This window comes from Variovorax davisae (assembly GCF_030316845.1).
Classification (GTDB): domain Bacteria; phylum Pseudomonadota; class Gammaproteobacteria; order Burkholderiales; family Burkholderiaceae_C; genus Variovorax; species Variovorax davisae.
In genome coordinates this window covers 843,687-860,184 of the sequence record NZ_JASZYS010000001.1, presented here as the reverse complement: position 1 = coordinate 860,184, position 16,498 = coordinate 843,687, and the positions used below count along the sequence as shown (strand labels likewise).

Annotated in this window: 19 protein-coding genes; 14 read left to right on the top strand and 5 right to left on the bottom strand. The window is 66.9% G+C overall.

The window, feature by feature from the left end:
- From QTI33_RS04295 to QTI33_RS04270, 7 genes are all read left to right on the top strand, one after another.
- On the top strand, positions 1–1,571 hold a 1,571-nt coding region (locus tag QTI33_RS04295; RefSeq protein WP_286504514.1), incomplete at its 5' end, for an RHS repeat domain-containing protein.
- Positions 1,555–2,070 carry a hypothetical protein gene (locus QTI33_RS04290; protein WP_286504513.1) on the top strand — a complete coding sequence of 172 codons (516 nt, stop codon included), beginning with the start codon at positions 1,555–1,557 and terminating at the stop codon, positions 2,068–2,070. The genes QTI33_RS04295 and QTI33_RS04290, both read left to right, overlap by 17 nt.
- A 24-nt stretch (positions 2,071–2,094) precedes the next feature.
- Positions 2,095–3,117: an RHS repeat domain-containing protein gene (locus tag QTI33_RS04285; RefSeq protein ID WP_286504512.1), complete on the top strand. Its 1,023-nt coding sequence runs from the start codon at positions 2,095–2,097 to the stop codon at positions 3,115–3,117.
- Between the two features lie 2 nt (positions 3,118–3,119).
- Complete coding sequence (locus tag QTI33_RS35330; protein ID WP_506555360.1) at positions 3,120–3,455, top strand: hypothetical protein; 336 nt, start codon at positions 3,120–3,122, stop codon at positions 3,453–3,455.
- A gap of 368 nt (positions 3,456–3,823) precedes the next feature.
- Positions 3,824–4,180, top strand: coding sequence for a hypothetical protein (locus tag QTI33_RS04280; RefSeq protein WP_286504511.1), 357 nt, complete (start codon positions 3,824–3,826; stop codon positions 4,178–4,180).
- A 74-nt stretch (positions 4,181–4,254) separates the two neighbouring features.
- On the top strand, positions 4,255–4,911 hold the full coding sequence (locus tag QTI33_RS04275; protein ID WP_286504510.1) for a hypothetical protein: 657 nt from the start codon (positions 4,255–4,257) through the stop codon (positions 4,909–4,911).
- Positions 4,912–5,595: 684 nt separating this feature from the next.
- Positions 5,596–5,817, top strand: a complete 222-nt coding sequence (locus QTI33_RS04270; protein ID WP_286504509.1) for a hypothetical protein — start codon at positions 5,596–5,598, stop codon at positions 5,815–5,817.
- Positions 5,818–5,831: 14 nt separating this feature from the next.
- On the opposite strand, the gene QTI33_RS04265 is transcribed toward QTI33_RS04270, so the two are convergent.
- From QTI33_RS04265 to nthA, 3 genes are read right to left on the bottom strand one after another with little or no spacing between them, the layout of a single operon-like run.
- Positions 5,832–6,197 (bottom strand): nitrile hydratase accessory protein, encoded by a 366-nt coding sequence (locus QTI33_RS04265; RefSeq protein WP_286504508.1) that lies wholly within the window; start codon positions 6,195–6,197, stop codon positions 5,832–5,834.
- Positions 6,194–6,856 (bottom strand): nitrile hydratase subunit beta, encoded by a 663-nt coding sequence (nthB, locus tag QTI33_RS04260; protein WP_286504507.1) that lies wholly within the window; start codon positions 6,854–6,856, stop codon positions 6,194–6,196. The genes QTI33_RS04265 and nthB overlap by 4 nt, the downstream gene beginning before the upstream one ends.
- Positions 6,853–7,482, bottom strand: a complete 630-nt coding sequence (gene nthA, locus QTI33_RS04255; protein WP_286504506.1) for a nitrile hydratase subunit alpha — start codon at positions 7,480–7,482, stop codon at positions 6,853–6,855. The genes nthB and nthA overlap by 4 nt, the downstream gene beginning before the upstream one ends.
- Before the next feature lie 216 nt (positions 7,483–7,698).
- Here nthA and QTI33_RS04250 point away from each other — a divergent pair, with 216 nt between their 5' ends.
- Positions 7,699–8,685, top strand: coding sequence for a tripartite tricarboxylate transporter substrate binding protein (locus tag QTI33_RS04250; RefSeq protein WP_286504505.1), 987 nt, complete (start codon positions 7,699–7,701; stop codon positions 8,683–8,685).
- Here the strand turns inward: QTI33_RS04250 and bla are convergent.
- Positions 8,672–9,541: a class A beta-lactamase gene (bla, locus tag QTI33_RS04245; protein ID WP_286504504.1), complete on the bottom strand. Its 870-nt coding sequence runs from the start codon at positions 9,539–9,541 to the stop codon at positions 8,672–8,674. The genes QTI33_RS04250 and bla overlap by 14 nt on opposite strands.
- A 99-nt stretch (positions 9,542–9,640) precedes the next feature.
- Between bla and QTI33_RS04240 the strand changes: the two genes are divergently transcribed.
- The gene (locus QTI33_RS04240; protein WP_286504503.1) at positions 9,641–10,528 is read left to right on the top strand and encodes a LysR family transcriptional regulator; all 888 of its coding nucleotides are present in this window, start codon (positions 9,641–9,643) and stop codon (positions 10,526–10,528) included.
- A 3-nt stretch (positions 10,529–10,531) separates the two neighbouring features.
- Here the strand turns inward: QTI33_RS04240 and gbd are convergent, their stop codons facing one another.
- Complete coding sequence (gbd, locus tag QTI33_RS04235) at positions 10,532–11,668, bottom strand: 4-hydroxybutyrate dehydrogenase (RefSeq protein ID WP_286504502.1); 1,137 nt, start codon at positions 11,666–11,668, stop codon at positions 10,532–10,534.
- 115 nt (positions 11,669–11,783) lie between these two features.
- Between gbd and QTI33_RS04230 the strand changes: the two genes are divergently transcribed.
- The 5 genes from QTI33_RS04230 to QTI33_RS04210 all read left to right on the top strand — a co-directional run bounded on the left by QTI33_RS04230 (position 11,784) and on the right by QTI33_RS04210 (position 16,450).
- Positions 11,784–12,719: an alpha/beta hydrolase gene (locus tag QTI33_RS04230; protein ID WP_286504501.1), complete on the top strand. Its 936-nt coding sequence runs from the start codon at positions 11,784–11,786 to the stop codon at positions 12,717–12,719.
- A 5-nt stretch (positions 12,720–12,724) separates the two neighbouring features.
- Positions 12,725–13,594 (top strand): YbgC/FadM family acyl-CoA thioesterase, encoded by an 870-nt coding sequence (locus QTI33_RS04225; protein WP_286504500.1) that lies wholly within the window; start codon positions 12,725–12,727, stop codon positions 13,592–13,594.
- An 85-nt stretch (positions 13,595–13,679) separates the two neighbouring features.
- The gene (locus tag QTI33_RS04220) at positions 13,680–14,411 is read left to right on the top strand and encodes an alpha/beta fold hydrolase (protein ID WP_286504499.1); all 732 of its coding nucleotides are present in this window, start codon (positions 13,680–13,682) and stop codon (positions 14,409–14,411) included.
- 45 nt (positions 14,412–14,456) lie between these two features.
- Positions 14,457–15,818, top strand: coding sequence for a cache domain-containing protein (locus QTI33_RS04215; protein ID WP_286504498.1), 1,362 nt, complete (start codon positions 14,457–14,459; stop codon positions 15,816–15,818).
- Positions 15,815–16,450: a response regulator transcription factor gene (locus QTI33_RS04210; protein WP_286504497.1), complete on the top strand. Its 636-nt coding sequence runs from the start codon at positions 15,815–15,817 to the stop codon at positions 16,448–16,450. The genes QTI33_RS04215 and QTI33_RS04210 overlap by 4 nt, the downstream gene beginning before the upstream one ends.
- Positions 16,451–16,498 lie beyond the last annotated feature (48 nt).

Genomic DNA, 16,498 nt, shown 5'->3' with positions numbered 1-16,498 from the left:
TGGGCTTCGAGCGCGATGCGCTGCACCGGGAGACCGCGCGCATCCAGGGCAACGGATTGACGCAGCACAGCGTCTATGACCCGGCCGGACGACTGAAGCTGCAGCGCTATGGGGCCACGCCCATCACCGGCAAGGGTGAAGCGGGAACCGCACCCCCGGCCAACCTGCGCGGCATCACACGCGAGTACGCCTACGACCCAAGCGGCCAACTGCAGACGATCAACGACGCCCGGCGTGGAATGCTGGCCTACAAGTACGACGCGGTGGGGCGTCTGATCGAGGCGCGCAACGGCCTGGGTCTGGAGAGCTTCGAGTTCGACCCCGCGGGCAACCTGCTGGGCGAGCCGCAGCGCGTGGCCCAGGACCTGGCGAAGGCGCAAGCCCAGGCACAGGAGTGGGGGCTGCTGCGCACCGTGCCCACACCGACCTCCTCGCTGCTGGACAACCTGCTGCGCAAGCTTGGCGACGCCAGCGTCACGCACGACGAGCGCGGCCAGTGGGTCCGGGTCGACCACCCGAGCGAGCCCAGCCAGATCTTCGAGTGGGATGGCTTCGGACGCCTGCGGCGCTTCGAGACCCTGCACGACTCCGAGATGCGCTACTTCTACGACCCGCTGGGCCGACGCATCGGCAAGGCGAGCTGTGCGGTGGTGCCGCCGAACTACTCGGCGGGCAGGGGCTGGCGCCCGGCAGAGATTGCGCGCATCAACTCCGAGCGCGGCTACGGCATGACCACCTTCGGCTGGGATGGCGATGCGCTGGCCTGGGAGTGCAGCGCGCGGGCGTTGGTTCACTACCTCTATGAGCCGGGCGCTAGCTTCGTGCCGATGGTGCAGCTGCGGCGCGAGGCGCAGGGAAATCAATGGGGGCCGCAGCGCTTGGCCTGGTTCCAGTGCGACCACCTGGGCACGCCGATGGAACTGACCGACGACAAGGGAAAGATCGTCTGGGAGGGGGACTACAAGGCCTTCGGAAAGGCCAAGGCGACGAGCTTCGATGGGTTCACCAACAACCTGCGCTTCCAGGGGCAGTACTTCGATGAAGAGACGGGGATGCACTACAACCGGTATCGGTATTACAACCCGGGTGCGGGACGGTACATCTCGAAGGATCCGATTGGGTTGGTGGGTGGAAGAAATCTCTTCTCGTATGTCGCGTCAAGCCCAATCAATGCCGTCGACGCCGTGGGATTGGCAGTCACTGATGGCACGCTCTCGACACCTGACCTCAACACGGTGGTTTGCGATGGCCGAGGTAACGTGGTGGTGCAGGTCGCTCCTTCAGACCCGCTAAATGAACTCTATCTCAACGATTGCATTCGGGCACATGAACAAAGCCACGCTGAGGATTTTTCGAAGGAGCAGCCCGGCATCTGCATAGGAAAAAAGACCAATGAATTCGTTAAGTTCGACAACGATAGAAAACAGAAAATTGGCGAAGTAATTGCATCCAATGTGGAAATAGATTGCCTCAATACCAGACTGGGGGCAGCCACGGACCCATATGGCAGAAAAATAATACGCGATCGAATTAAACAGATGGAGAAATATCGAGATGGATTCAAAAAGTAAAAAACTGACGCTCTTCGCTATACTGGCTGCATTGTTCGCGACTGGATGCGCGACTTTCAAAAAAGAAACAGGGTCAATTTTCATTGATGCCTGCGTTTTGCGGGGCACCGCTGAGTCTGGGCCGACTATTCGCACCACAATTTCCAATCGAACTAAACGACCCATCGAGACCTACATGTCAAGCTTGCCTTGGGGATCTAGCTCCGCTGCGCGTTTCATGGTGTTCTTGGACACATGGGGATTCGAGAGGGTCGAGGCTCGTCCTTATGTGGATGATCCTTCTCCCAAGCGAGTTCTGCTTCAGCCAGGCGAAACCATGGTTGGTTCAATTGAATTGTCATCCAGATTTCCACGCATAAAGCACGCATTGGCTGATGCGCCGCTTGGAATTTATATGAAATATGAATTCACGGACATTGAAGAGACGATTTCTGAGTTGATGAGAAAAACCTTCTTTATCACCAAAGATGCACTTGGCGATGTGGGTCGGTGTAAATGATTTGTGCAACAGCGAGTTGCTAATATGCGCTTCGCGAAGGCAAAGGTGAAGGCTCGGGAATGGGTCAACAGGTGCGCTCCCACCTATGACCCGCTGGGCCGACGCATCGGCAAGGCGAGCTGTGCGGTGGTGCCGCCGAACTACTCGGCGGGCAGGGGCTGGCGCCCGGCAGAGATTGCGCGCATCAACTCCGAGCGCGGCTACGGCATGACCACCTTCGGCTGGGATGGCGATGCGCTGGCCTGGGAGTGCAGCGCGCGGGCGTTGGTTCACTACCTCTATGAGCCGGGCGCTAGCTTCGTGCCGATGGTGCAGCTGCGGCGCGAGGCGCGGGGGAACCAATGGGGGCCGCAGCGCTTGGCCTGGTACCAGTGCGGCCACCTGGGCACGCCGATGGAACTGACCGACGACAAGGGAAAGATCGTCTGGGAGGGGGACTACAAGGCCTTCGGCAAAGCAAAAGCGACGAGCTTCGATGGCTTCACGAACAACATCCGGTTCCAGGGGCAGTACTTCGATGAAGAGACGGGGATGCACTACAACCGGTATCGGTATTACAACCCGGGTGCGGGACGGTACATCTCGAAAGATCCGATTGGGCTAAACGGCGGATCGAATCAGTTTGGGTATGTGGGTGGGAATCCGCTTTCGTACACGGACCCGACGGGGTTAGAGACCTATATCTGCACGCGTCCATTGGGTGGGGCACCCGGATCGTACGCGCCACCAGTTCTAAACCATACCTATGTATGCGTTGGCAGCGGAGCGAATATGACCTGTGGAAGCACAACGGCGTCGAGCGGCGGAGCGATAAGCAACATTTTTGGTAGTAGCCCCGGCAAGCCCACGACGTCAGTTACTGACTACTACAAACCCGAAGCATGCGAGAGGCGCCAAGGCCAAGATAGCTGCATAGAAACGTGCATCGCGAATGAGCTGAAAAAACCAACACGACCGAAATATGGGGTTGGCCCTTCGGGTACCGATTGCCAAGAGTACACAGAGGATGTTGTCAGTACCTGTGAGAGGCGCTGCGTGCGGCGGTAACAATGGCTACTAGGCGTCCTATCTTCCTATTGCTGTGGCTGGTTGGCGCCGTGTCCATATTCGCGTGGACTATGGTCAGCTATCACGCACAGGTTGTTCCTGAGTTGAGGGACGAAATACTTCTTCGCCATGGACTTGTGATGCTCTTATTAACGCTACCAAGTGGCTGGGTTTTGACTGCCGCGGTCGGTTCGATTGTGAGTCTTGTAGGGTTTGACCTAATCGGCATGGCTGATGCGTTACTTGTGTCCCTCACGTGCGTTGTTGCGGGCTATTGGCAATGGTTTGTATTGTTGCCGTGGCTGTGGCGCAAATGGAAGGCAAGGGAGGCGAGTTGATTGCACCGGGCGAATTCTTGGGGGCATCAACATCGACGACTTTCGAATCCCGGAACAAAATGAAAGTTTCAAAAATTTAGTGCTGTCATCGAGAATTGATTGATGACGATGAGATATGGCTCGCAAGGTTTAGAACCAACAATTTCTTTCAACTTTATTCTGAATCGCGTATGCGATATTCCGCCAATGACGAAGCCGACCATGCCGCTCGACAGCAAAACACATGATCTGTTGATTCAGATTTTGAAGCGAATCCTAGAGGTCGCCAAGGCGCCATTCCCATCATTCGCAATGGCACGATCGAAGAAGGCAAACAACTGATCATCAGTTCGAACCACATCAAGCCCGGCGATCCCCCTGAGATCACGGTGACGCGCATCGGCATCATCGTGGCCGACCATGAGGGCGTGGCCATCCACCGCCTCGACGGCAGCATCACGACGGCCAGGGGCGGTGATATCGAGACGACCCAGCCCGCCATCAGCCGCATCGAAGTGGACGATCTCCGATTGGTGACGGGCCACGGCATCACGACCGTCCATGAGACCGTTTCCCACCACATCCAGTTTGCGGGCGGCGGCAGCTTCAGCTTCATGATGGACGGCAAGGACAAGGTCCTCGAAACCGTCAGTCGGGACATGCACATGCGCAGCGAGGGTGGAGGCGTGATCCGCCTTCTCGGGACCGCGCCTGACGAAGACGACACGGGCCCCGGCCACGGCTGACGCGGAGCGCTCCCCCAACCGTCCCGATGCCGCGCGGCAAACACAGCCTCCGTCTTCGTCGAAAGATCGCTTCCATGCCCACCCCCATCCTCCAACTCAAACCCGAATACAAGCGCCTGCTCGAAGGCGGCGCCTCGGCCATGACGATTGCCAATGCCGACATGGCCGGCAGCAGCTTCGCGGGCGTCTGGGAGAACCTCAGCTTCACCGGCTGCGACTTCGCCGGCACCAAGAACATCCAACTCAGCGCGATGCGCAACTGCCGCTTCGTCGATTGCAGCTTCCTCGCGCCCGATCACGACTTCGGCAAGATGACGAACGTCAGCTTCACGCAGTGCCAGTCGGTGGGCCGCTCGATCTTCGGCGGCACCGATGGCAGCACGGGTGTGCTGTTCGAGGGGTGCAGCTTCTCCGGCGGCGCTGCTGCGCCTCGATCCTTCGAGGGCATCGGCTGCACGGGCGAAGTCACGTTCCGGGGATGCACCGGCCAGGGCGAAGTCCTGGTGTCGGGCACCCGGTTGACCGTGGAGAACTGCCAGTTCGGCAGCATGACCTTCGTCGTCGGACGGCCGCGCAAGCGGGGCGCGCTCCTGTCGGCCACGGTGCTGTTCGACGGTTGCCAGGGAACCGGCGTCTGGCGCATGGCCGATGGCCGCATGCAGGACAGCGAGATCCGCAACAGCCGCTTCGAGGAAATCGTCTATGACGGCATGGAAGGCGGCAGCGAGTGACGAGCCGAGGCGCGACTTTGTGTTGCTCCTTGCACATATGCATGAGGGCACGCGCACGCCGACCCTCGGCGCGGTGCTGGCGACGATCCAGGCCTCGCTTTGCGGCAACGGAAGCGATAGCGAGATTCTGTCGCTCTGATCGGAAATCGATCAGAGAATGCGACGCCTGTCATCCCCTGCGTCCGGGGGGTGGATCGATCGGCAAGAAACCCCAACAGTGAGAGCAGACCGCCGAATCCGGATGCGGTCGCCGACTGTTGGGGAGAGTAAACGATGATCCGTCCTGAACTGTGGCGTCGGGCTCGCGGTTCCCGCCGTCCTTCGAATCGACTGCCAGTGTCGCTCCTGGCGCCAGGCCGCGCCCTGATCGCCGTGGCATGCCTCGCGCTGCTCACGGCATGTGCCGCTCCCGCAGGCGGCGGCGCCGGCACACGCCAGGCACAGAGCCACTGCAACCCAGCGCCATCGGTTCCCCGAAAGCCGCTGGCCCATATAAGTTGGATCTGGCGCGGACTGGCTGCGGACACGCTGGCCCTGATCGAGGCCTGCGAATCCCGGCGGTCGCCGCCCACGGTGACGACACGATCCGAACTGCACGAAAGTCTGCCGTAGGCATCCTCCTCGGGTCCACTGCCCCTGCTCGGCGCGTTACAGTCGCCGCATACCGCGCTGCTTCGAGAAACCATGAACCCGCTTCGAATTCTCGGCCTCCTTCTGATCTTCGCCGGCATCCTGTCGCTCGCCCTGGGTCATGTCAGCTTCACCAAGTCGACCCACCAGATCAAGATCGGACCGGTCGAGCTGGCGGTCAAGGAGAAGCGGGACATCGAGCTTCCGATCTGGGCCGGCATCGGCGCGATCGTCGTGGGTGGCGTGCTGGTGGTGGTGGGAGGACGCAAGCGCTGAAGCCTGCGCCGGGCTCAGCCGAAATCCTGCGACCCCAACTCGATCGCCCGCCCATGCGGCGTGCGATCCGCCGCCCGGTCCCAGGCATGCCGGTAGCGTTCGAGTTCCGCCGCCGAACTCGCGCCCTTGTCCGCGACCAGCGATTCCAGCGCGGCGAGCCAATGGCGGTAGTAGGTGTCGCCCAAGTCGGCGTCGCCGGCCGCCTGGGCGGCACCGATCTGCCGCGCCAGCGCCTTGGCCCATTCGGGCCAGGTGAAGAGGCCGCGCTGGTGCAGCGAGACGGCCAGCGCGAAGGCGTGCGCCTCCCAGGGTTCGCGGAACACCGGCTCGGTGCCGTCGTCGCTCGGCATGCCGGGAAGCAGCGAGATCGCTTCGTTCATTCGGCCGGCTCCAGGTAGCTTTCCCAGGCGTCGACCGAGACGCTGAGCCCGGGCTGGGCGCCTTCGCCCCACAACGCCGCGCCGCCGAAGACCACCGTGTAGAGCCATTGGGGCTGTTCGCCCAGGCCTTGCGCGTGCGCGTCGGCGAAGACGTGCATGCCGTGCAGGTGCTCGATGGTGCCGACCTTGCCCTGCACGTAGCCGGGCAGGCGGGTGTGGTGCCCGACCGCAGCGCTGCGGGTGCGCACGCGCTGGCCGGGCGCGAAGCGCGCCGGGGCGGTGGGGGGTCGCTCGGTGGCCGTGCCGCGGGCCAGCGCCGCCGGCACGTCGGCCGCCTGAAGCACCCGCTTGACCGGCTGCGGGGCATGCAGCATCTGCCCCGCGGCCAGTTCATCGGGCAGGAGTTGATGGCGCTCGCCCATCAGCTTTTCGAGCGCCGCGAGCCAGATCTGGTAGTAGCTCAGCCGGGCATAGCCGGGCAGGGTCTCGCGCGCGCTGCGGCTGGCGTCGATGTTCCATGAGCCGGTGCCGCCCATCGCCAGCGTCAGGGCCAGCGCACGGGCTTCCCATGGCGCGTGGAAGATCTCGCCCTCGGGTTCGGGGACGATCGCGCCAGGCAGAGCGCGGCCGCCGAGGTCGGCATGAGAGACGTAGCTCATGGCGCGGCCTCCGGCCTGCGGGCCAGCCCGGTGCCGATCATCGAATCGCGCGTGACCAGATCGGCCAAGGCTTCTTCGCTCCAGCCCGCGGTGCCGTCCGGGCGCTGCGGTATCACGAGGTACCGCACCTCGGCCGTGGAGTCCCAGACCCGAATCGCGGTCGAAGCGGGCAGTTGCACGTCGAACTCGGCCAGCACGCCGCGCGGATCCTTCACCGCCCGCGAGCGGTAGGGCGCGCTCTTGTACCAGGTCGGCGGCAGGCCCAGCACCGGCCAGGGGTAGCAGCTGCACAAGGTGCAGACGACCATGTGGTGCTGGCCGTCGGTGTTGGCGACCGCGATCATGTGCTCGCCCTGGCGGCCGCCATAGCCGAGCGAGGCGATCGCCGCGGTGGCGTCCTTCAGCAGCCAGTCGCGGAAGGCCGGGTCGACCCAGGCCCGCGCCACCACGCGGGCACCGTTGCGCGGGCCGATCTTCGTCTGGTAGGTGTCGATCAGGACGTCGAGCGCGGCCGGGTCGATGTAGCCCTTCTGCGTGAGCACGGTCTCGAGGGCGCGGACCCGCAGGTCCATCTCGCCGAGTTCGCTGTGGTCGTCGGAATGGTCGTGTTCGTGGTCATGTGCCATGCGTGCATGCTAGCGTGGCTCAGCGCTGGGACAAGCCCTGGTGCTGCCCGCGGATCAGGTGCTTCTGCAGCTTGCCGGCGCCGGTGCGCGGAAACTCCGACACGCGGCGCCTCGTCTTGTGCGTCCTGGCTGCAGCCATGCCCGCGGCGGGCAAACCCTGAGCATCGACCGGCGGGCCGCCTTCCAGAATGGGCCGAACTTTCCGGAGAGTCCCCGATGCCCCATGCCCGCCTGTCCCGTCGCGTCTTCAACCTTTCGGCCGCTGCGGCCGCCGTCACCGTCGCGGCACCGTCGCTGGGCCAGTCCGCCTGGCCGAGCAAGCCGATCCGCATCGTCGTGCCCTACACGCCCGGCGGCTTCACCGACCAGATGGCGCGGCTGATCCAGCCCGGGCTGCAGAGCCGGCTCGGCCAGACCGTCATCATCGACAACAAGCCCGGCGCCAACAGCCTGATCGGGGTCGACGCGGTCGCCAAGGCGGCGCCCGACGGCAGCACCTTCGGCGTCGTGATCGCGGCCTACGCGGCCAACACCACGCTCTACCCGAAGCTGCCCTACGACCCGCGCCGCGACCTGGTCGGCGTCTCGCTGATGGGGGTGTCGCCGCTGCTCGCCGCGGTCAACAACGACGCGCCCTTCAAGACCGCGAAGGAGCTGATCGACTACGCGCGCGCCAACCCTGGCAAGGTGAGCTTCGGCTCGTCGGGCAACGGCTCGGCGGCGCACCTCACGAGCGAGCTGTGGAAGTCGCTCACCAAGACCTACATGATCCACATCCCGTATCGCGGCGCGGTGCCGGCGCTGACCGACCTGATGGGCGGCCAGATCCAGCTCTTCTTCGATGCACCGACGGGTCTCATCAACCAGGGCAAGGCCGGCAAGGTGCGCCTGATCGGGGTCGCCAGCGAGCGGCGGCTGCCGGTGCTGCCGGAGGTGCCGACCTTCATCGAGCAGGGCTTCGCCGGGTTCACCGGCAGCACCTGGGCCGGCATGCTGGCCCCCGCCGGCACGCCGCGCGAGATCGTCAAGCGCATGTCGGAGGAGGTGGCGCGGATCATCAAGAGCGACGAGACCCGCGCCAAGCTGGAAGCCATGGGCACCTTCCCGGCCGGCAGCACGCCCGAGGAATTCGATGCCTTCATCGCCGCCGAGACGGCGAAGTGGGCGCAGGTGATCAAGACCGCCGGCGTCAAGCCCGATTGACCACCAGGGCGCCGACCGCCGCGAGCGCAGCGTCGCGGGCCTCCATCGAGGCTTCGGTGCCGGTCAGGTAGGCCGTCACCAGGATCGGCGCGCGGCGCGGCGGCCGGAAGATGGCGATGTCGCAGGTGCTGCCGCGGCTGCCGGACCCGGTCTTGTCGCCGACGACCCAGTCCGCGGGCACGCCGGCCCGCAGCCGCTTGTCGCCGGTCTGGCAGCCGTCGAGCCAGGCCTGGATCCGCGCCCGGGAGGCGGGCCGGAGCGCATCACCCAAGAGGATCTTCTGCATGTCGCCCAGCATCGCGGTCGGCGTGGTGGTGTCGCGCGGGTCGCCGGGCAGCGACTCGTTGAGGCCGGGCTCGTTGCGGTCGAGCCGCGTCTGGGTGTCGCCGAGGCCGCGCAGATAGCGCGTCAGGCCGGCCGGGCCGCCGAAGCTCGCGAGCATCAGGTTCGCGGCCGGGTTGTCGCTCAAGGTGACCGCCGCCTCGCAGAGTTCGGCCATGGTCAGGCCCGGCCCGCCGACGTGCTTCCCGGTCAGCGGGGCGTGCGGAATCAGGTCGCGCTGGCCGACGACGACGCGCCGATCCAGCCGCTCCTTGCCCTGGTCGACGCGGCTCAGCACGGCCGCGGCGGCCAGGAACTTGAAGGTGCTGCACATCGGGAAGCGCTCGTCCGCGCGGTGGCCGGCGCGCTGGCCGCTGCCGGTGTCGAGGATGCACACGCCCAGGCGGCCGCCGCTGGCCTTCTCGATGGCGGCCAGTTGCAGTTGCAGGTCGGTCTGGCCATCGGCCCGCGCCAGGGCCGGCGCGCTCGCCAGCGCGGCGAGCAGGGTGGCCGAGAAATGTCGGCGATCGATCATAAAAGTCTCCTTGGAAAGCGGCGTACTGTGCGCGATCGAGGATGCCTGGACAAACGATGGTATTTTCTGTTTCGCAAAAGAAAAACTATCTTTGAACCGATGGCCCGCACCCACCTGCCGCTCAATGCCCTGCGCGCCTTCGAATGCGCCGCCCGCCACCTCAGCTTCACGCTGGCAGCGGCCGAATTGAACGTCACGCAGGCGGCGGTCAGCCAGCAGGTGCGCGGGCTCGAGGCCCGGCTGGGCGTCGCCCTGTTCCGGCGGCTGCCGCGCGGCCTCGCGCTCACCGACGAAGGATTGGCGCTGCTGCCGGTGCTGGTCGACGCCTTCGGCCGCATCGAATCGGTGATCCAGCAGTTCGACAACGGCCATTTCTTCGAGGTGCTGAGCGTGGGCGTGGTCGGTACCTTCGCGGTCGGCTGGCTGCTGCCCCGGTTGCGGCTGTTCCGCGACAGCTGTCCCTTCATCGACCTGCGCCTGATGACCCACAACAACGTGGTCGACCTGGCAGGCGAAGGGCTGGACTTCGCAATCCGCTTCGGCGATGGCAACTGGCCGGGACTGCAGGCCGAGGCCTTGATGGAAGCGCCGCTGAGCGTGCTGTGCGCCCCGGCGGTGGCGGCCCGCGTGCGCCGCCCGCAGGACCTGGCGCACGAGACGCTGCTGCGCTCCTACCGGGCGGAGGACTGGCCGGGCTGGTTCGCCGCAGCGGGGCTGGACTGCCCCGCCATCCGCGGGCCGGTGTTCGACTCCTCGCGGCTGATGGTCGAAGCCGCCGTCCAGGGCGCAGGGGTCGCGCTGGCGCCGGCCTCGATGTTCGAGCGCGAACTGCAGGAGGGGCGGCTGGTCCGGCCGGTCGGCATCTCGGTCGCGACCGGCAGCTACTGGCTCACCCGGCTGCGGTCGCGGCCGGCGAGTCCGGCGATGGCGCTGTTCCGCGACTGGCTGCTCGCGCAGGCGGGTGCCGCGGCCTCGCCGGCCGGCTGAGGCCTACATCGACGCTTCGAGCATCTGCCGGTAGTCGTCGCGGCTGGCGAGCCGCGGGTTGGTCTTGTGGCAGTGGTCCACCATCGCGCCGTCGATCACCTGCTCGAACAGCGCGGGCGTGACGCCGACTTCGGCCAGCCCCTTGGGCAGGCCCAGCCGCGCGCTCATGTCGCGGATCGCGTCGCCGACGTCGCCGGCCGAATCGAGGTGCATGGCCTGTGCCATGCGCTGCAGGCGCTGCTCTTTCTGCACCGATTCGGCGCCGGCGTTGAAGTGGATCACGGCCGGCAGGAAGAGGGCGTTGAGGGTGCCGTGGTGCAGCCGCGGGTCGACCCCGCCCAGGCTGTGGCTCAGCGAATGGACGCAACCCAGCCCCTTCTGGAAGGCCATCGCCCCCTGCATCGAGGCGCTCATGAGGTTGAGCCGCGCCTCGCGGTCGCTGCCGTCGCGGGTGGCGCGCTCGATGTGGCCCCAGGCGCGCTCGAGGCCATCCAGCGCGATGCCGTCGGCCGGCGGGTTGAACGCCGCCGACATGAAGGTCTCCATGCAGTGCGCGATCGCGTCCATGCCGGTGGCGGCGGTCAGCTTGGGCGGCAGGCCGAGCGTGAGTTCGGGATCGCAGATGGCCGCCTTGGGCATCAGGAACCAGTTGTGGAAGCCGAGCTTGCGGTGGTCGTCGACGATCACGATGGCGCCGCGCGCGACCTCGCTGCCGGTGCCGCTGGTGGTGGGCACGGCGATCAGCGGCGCCACGCGCTCGGTGATCCTGGTCGAGCCGCCCTCGATGGTGGCGTAGGTCTTGAGCGGGCCTTCGTGCGTGGCCGCGATCGCCACGCCCTTGGCGCAGTCGATGGCCGAGCCGCCGCCGACCGCGATCAGGCCGTCGCAGCCCGCCTCGCGGTACTGGGCCGCGGCCAGCCGGACAGCGGCTTCGGTCGGGTTCGAAGGCGTCTGGTCGAACACCGCGACCGGCAGGTCGCCGAGGGCGTCGAGCGCCTTTTGCAGGATGCCGGCGGCGCGCACGCCGGCGTCGGTCACGACCAGGGGCCGCGTGATGCCGATGCGCTCGCATTCGCTGCGCAGCAGCCGGATGGCGCCGAAGTCGAACTGGATCTGGGTCAGGTACTGGATGAGAGCCATGGGGATGATGCCGGTGCTGCCGACGGTACGATGCGACTCTTCGAATCTAACAAGCACGGACCCCCTTGGACACGAAAAAAACCCTTGCGCTTGTCACCAGCGGTACAGGCTGGCCATGGCAGCGCTGACCGCCAAGATGGCCAGCGTGGTCGAGCGCATGGCCCGCGCCGGACGGCCGCCGCTGAACCAGCTGACGCCGGACGAAGCCAGGGCCGCCTACGAGAAGGGCGCCGGCGTGCTCGAAGTCCCGAAGCCGCAGCTCGCGCGGGTGGACGACTTCAGCATCCCGGCGCGCGACGGCCATGCACTGCCGGTGCGGCTCTACGCGCCTTCGGCCGAGCGGCTGCCGCTGCTGCTGTTCTTCCATGGCGGCGGCTTCACGGTCGGCAGCATCGCCACCCACGACACGCTGTGCCGGGTGCTCAGCCAGCGCAGCGGCTGCGCCGTGCTCTCGGTCGACTACCGGCTGGCCCCGGCGCACCGGTTCCCGACCGCGTCCAATGACGCCTGGGACGCGCTCGCGCACATCGCAGGCAACGCTGCGCAATGGGGCCTGGACGGCAGCCGGATCGCGGTCGGCGGCGACAGCGCCGGCGGCACGCTGGCGGCGGTGTGCGCGATCCTGGCGCGCGACGCCGGGCTGCCGATCGCGCTGCAGCTGCTGTTCTATCCCGGCATGGCCGCCCACCAGGACACCGACTCGCACCGGCGCTTTGCCGAGGGCCCGCTGCTCGGCGAGGCGCTGATCAGCTGGTTCTTCGGCCTCTACGTGCATTCGCGCGCCGAGCGTGACGACTGGCGCTTCGCGCCGTTGAACGCGGATGACCTCGAAGACGTCGCACCGGCCTGGATCGGCCTGGCCGAGATCGATCCGGTGGTCGACGAGGGCATCGCCTATGCCGACAAGCTGCGCGCCGCCGGCGTCGCGGTCGACCTTGAAATCTACCGCGGCGTGATCCATGAATTCGTCAAGATGGGCCGCGCCATCCCCGAGGCCCTGCAAGCCCACGCCGATGCGGCCCTGGCCCTGAAACAAGCCCTGCAACCCTGACCGCCATGACCGAACTGCACCGCAAATCCGACTTCCGCTTCTTTCACCGCCTGCGCGTGCGCTGGGCCGAGGTGGACATGCAGAAGATCGTCTTCAACGCCCACTACCTGATGTACTTCGACACCGCGATCGCCGACTACTGGCGCGCGATGGCCCTGCCTTATGAAGAGGCGATGCGGGCCCTGGAAGGCGACCTGTACGTGCGCAAGGCCACGGTCGAGTTCAATGCCTCGGCGCGGGCCGACGATGTGCTCGACGTCGGCATGAAATGCCTGCGCGTGGGCAACTCCTCGATCGTGTTCCACGGCGGCCTGTTCCGCGGCGACGACTTGCTGGTGAGTTGCGAACTGGTCTACGTCTTCGCCGATCCGGCGACCCAGACCTCGAAGCCGGTCCCGCCGCTGCTGCGCGAGATCCTGGCCGCCTACGAGGCCGGCGAACCGATGCGCGAGGTGGCCACCGGCGACTGGGAACAGTGGGGCGACGGCGCCGGCAAGGTGCGGCGCGAGGTCTTCATCGAGGAGCAGCGCATCCCCAAGGAACTGGAGTGGGACGCGCACGATGCGGTGGCGCTGCATGCCGTGGCCCGCAACCGCCTGGGCCAGGTGATCGCCACCGGCCGGCTGGTCGCCGAGGCGCCCGGGCTGGGCCGCATCGGCCGCATGGCGGTGCACCGCGCGCTGCGCGGCGGCGGCCATGGCGAGGCGGTGCTGCGCGCGCTCGAGGCCGCGGCCGCGGTACGCGGCGACAGCGAGGTGATGCTGCATGCGCAGCGCAGCGCCGAGTCCTTCTACCGGCGGCTGGGCTACGTGCCGCATGGCAGGCCGTTCGAGGAAGCGGGCATCACCCACGTCGAGATGCGCCGGAAACTCTGAAGCTGCGCGCCGGGATTACCCGATGGCAGCCGCCGGGCGGCGCGCCCAAGATGTGCGCCTCTCAGCTTCTTCCGGAGACACATCGATGGCCAACTTCGTTCTGGTTCATGGCGCCTGGCACGGCGGCTGGTGCTACCGGGAAACCGCGGCGGCGCTGAGGGCGGCCGGACACACGGTGTTCACGCCCACCCACACCGGCGTCGGCGAGCGCTTTCATCAGTCGGCCGAGAACATCACGCTCGAAACCCACATCCGCGATGTCTGCGGCTGCATCGAATGGGAAGAGCTGAGCGACGTGATCCTGGTCGGCCATTCGTACGGCGGCATGGTCATCACGGGCGTCGCCGACCGGATGAGCGAGCGGATCCGTTCGCTGGTCTACCTCGACGCCTTCGTGCCGGAGCATGGCGACTCGCTGATCGGGCTGCTGTCGAAGGCGCTGGTGCCGGAGGTGGCGGCGCGGTTCATCGGCGCCTTCCGCGGCACGGCGGTGCTGGACCACGGCGGGCTGATGCAGCCGATCCCGGCCGAGATGTTCAACATCGCGCAAGCCAACCGCGAACGGGTCGACCGCCTGTGCCGGCCGCAGGCGCTGGCCACGTTCGAGGTGCCGCTGCTGTTGACCGGTGGCGGCGACAAGATCGCGAACCGGCTCTACATCCTGGCCGACGGCTGGGACCCGAGCCCGTTCCGCTACTTCGCCGCCAACTGCGAGAAGGCGGCGGGATGGCGGGTGGTGAAGATGCCGTGCAGCCATGACGTGATGGTCGACATGCCCAAGGAGCTTGCTGCGGAGTTGGTGAAGCTGGCGGCCTGACCTGGCCGAGGGGCACGGGCCGCCCAATGTTAGTCTTGCCGCCCCATGAACCTGAGGACCAAGATCGTCGCGCTCGCCGTGGCACCGCTGCTGGTCGCGCTGATGCTGGTGGCCTTCGCGGTGCGCCACCAGGAGCGCGACCTGGCCCAGCGTGAACGGGCGCTGATCGAGCAGACCTACATGACCCAGCGGCGCAACGAACTGCGCAGCTACGTCGATCTCGCGGTGAGCACGGTGAAGCCGCTCTACGACGCCGGCCTCGACGACGAGGCGACGCGTGCCGAGGCGCTGCGCCGGCTGGCCGCGCTCGACTACGGCAACGATGGCTATTTCTTCGTCTACGACCTGCAGGGCCGCTCGCTGATGCATTCGCGCCAGCCCGAGTTGGTCGGCCAGACGCTGTGGGACCTGCGAGATTCGCAGGGCCGCCTCACCATCCAGGACCTGATCGCGCGCGCCAGCGAAGGCGGCGGCTATGTCGAGTACCAGTGGCGCAAGCCGTCGAGCGCGCAGCTGGCGCCCAAGCTGGGCTACGTCACGGCCCTGCCGCGCTGGAACTGGATGGTCGGCACCGGGCTCTACCTCGACGATATCGAGGCCGCGATGCAGACGCTCGACCGCCAGATGAACACCAACGTCACGACCACGATGCTCTGGATCGCCGGCATCGCCGCGCTCTGCCTGGCCGTGGTCAGCGCCACCGGCTTGCTGCTGAACCTCAGCGAGCACCGCATCGCCGAGGCCCGGCTGCGGCTGCTGGCGCGCCAGGTCGTGCAGTCGCAGGAAGACGAGCGCGCCCACCTGGCGCGCGAGCTGCACGACGGCACCAGCCAGACGCTGGTGTCGGCCAAGCTGATGGTCGAGTCGGCGGTCGATGCGCTGGAGCGGGCGCGCGAGCAGGTGCCGCCGGCGCTCGGCAAGGCGCTGCAGCGGCTGAACGAGTCGCTGGTGGAAGTGCGGCGCATCTCGCACCGGCTGCGTCCTGCGCTGCTCGACACCCTGGGCCTGCCGGCGGCGCTCGAGCGGCTGGGCGCGGAGTTCGGCGAGGAGGGCGGCGTCGCCGCTTCGGTCACCGTGCAGGGGCGGTCGCGCGAACTGCCGCAGGAAGTGAAGACCGCGCTGTTCCGCGTCGCGCAAGAGGCGCTGACCAACGTGCGCAAGCACGCAGGTGCGCGCCAGGTGCGCATCGTGCTGGCCTTCGAGGGCAGGGCGGTGCAACTGGAAGTCGGCGACGACGGCACCGGCTTCGACCCTGCCGCGCTCGAGCTCGACCCGAAGCGCGGCATCGGCCTGCGCAACATGCGCGAACGGGTGGCGGCCATCGGCGGCTCGCTCGGCGTGCGCTCCGACGCCGACGGCACTTCGATCCTGGCCGAGGTGCCGGTCGAGAAGGAGGAGGCCGCATGACGCCGGCGGTGATCCGGCTGTTCCTGGTCGACGACCATCCGCTGGTGCGCGACGGCCTGCGGGCCCGCCTCGGACCCTTGCCGAGCCTCGAGATCGTCGGCGAGGCCGGCAGCGCGGCGGAAGCGCTCGAAGCGATCGCCCAGGCGCGGCCGGACCTGGTGCTGGCCGACGTCGGCATGAAGGGGATGAGCGGCATAGAGCTGGCATCGCTCTTGCAGGAACGTCAGCCTGAAGTCCGGGTCTTGATGCTCAGCATGTACGACAACCCCGAGTACGTGCAGCAGGCGCTGCAGGCGGGGGCCCGCGGCTACGTGCTCAAGGACGCGCCGGCGGCGGAGATCGTCGCCGCGATCGAGGCGGTGGCGGCCGGCGGGACCTTCCTGAGTTCGGCCGTGTCGCACCGGCTGTTCGCGACCCGGCAGCCACGGCCGCTGCTGACCCCGCGCGAGAGCGAGATCCTGTCGGCGCTGGGCCGCGGCGACTCGAGCAAGCAGATCGCGCGCGACCTGGACCTGAGCGTGCGCACGGTCGAGGCGCACCGCCAGAGCATCAAGCGTCGGCTCGGGCTGGAGGGCCAGTCGGCGCTGATCAAGTACGCGGTCGAGCACGCCCGCGAGTTCAAGAAGAGTTGAAGATTTCCAGGGTTATCCCTTAGGTGATGGCACGCGCCCGGCTCGCGC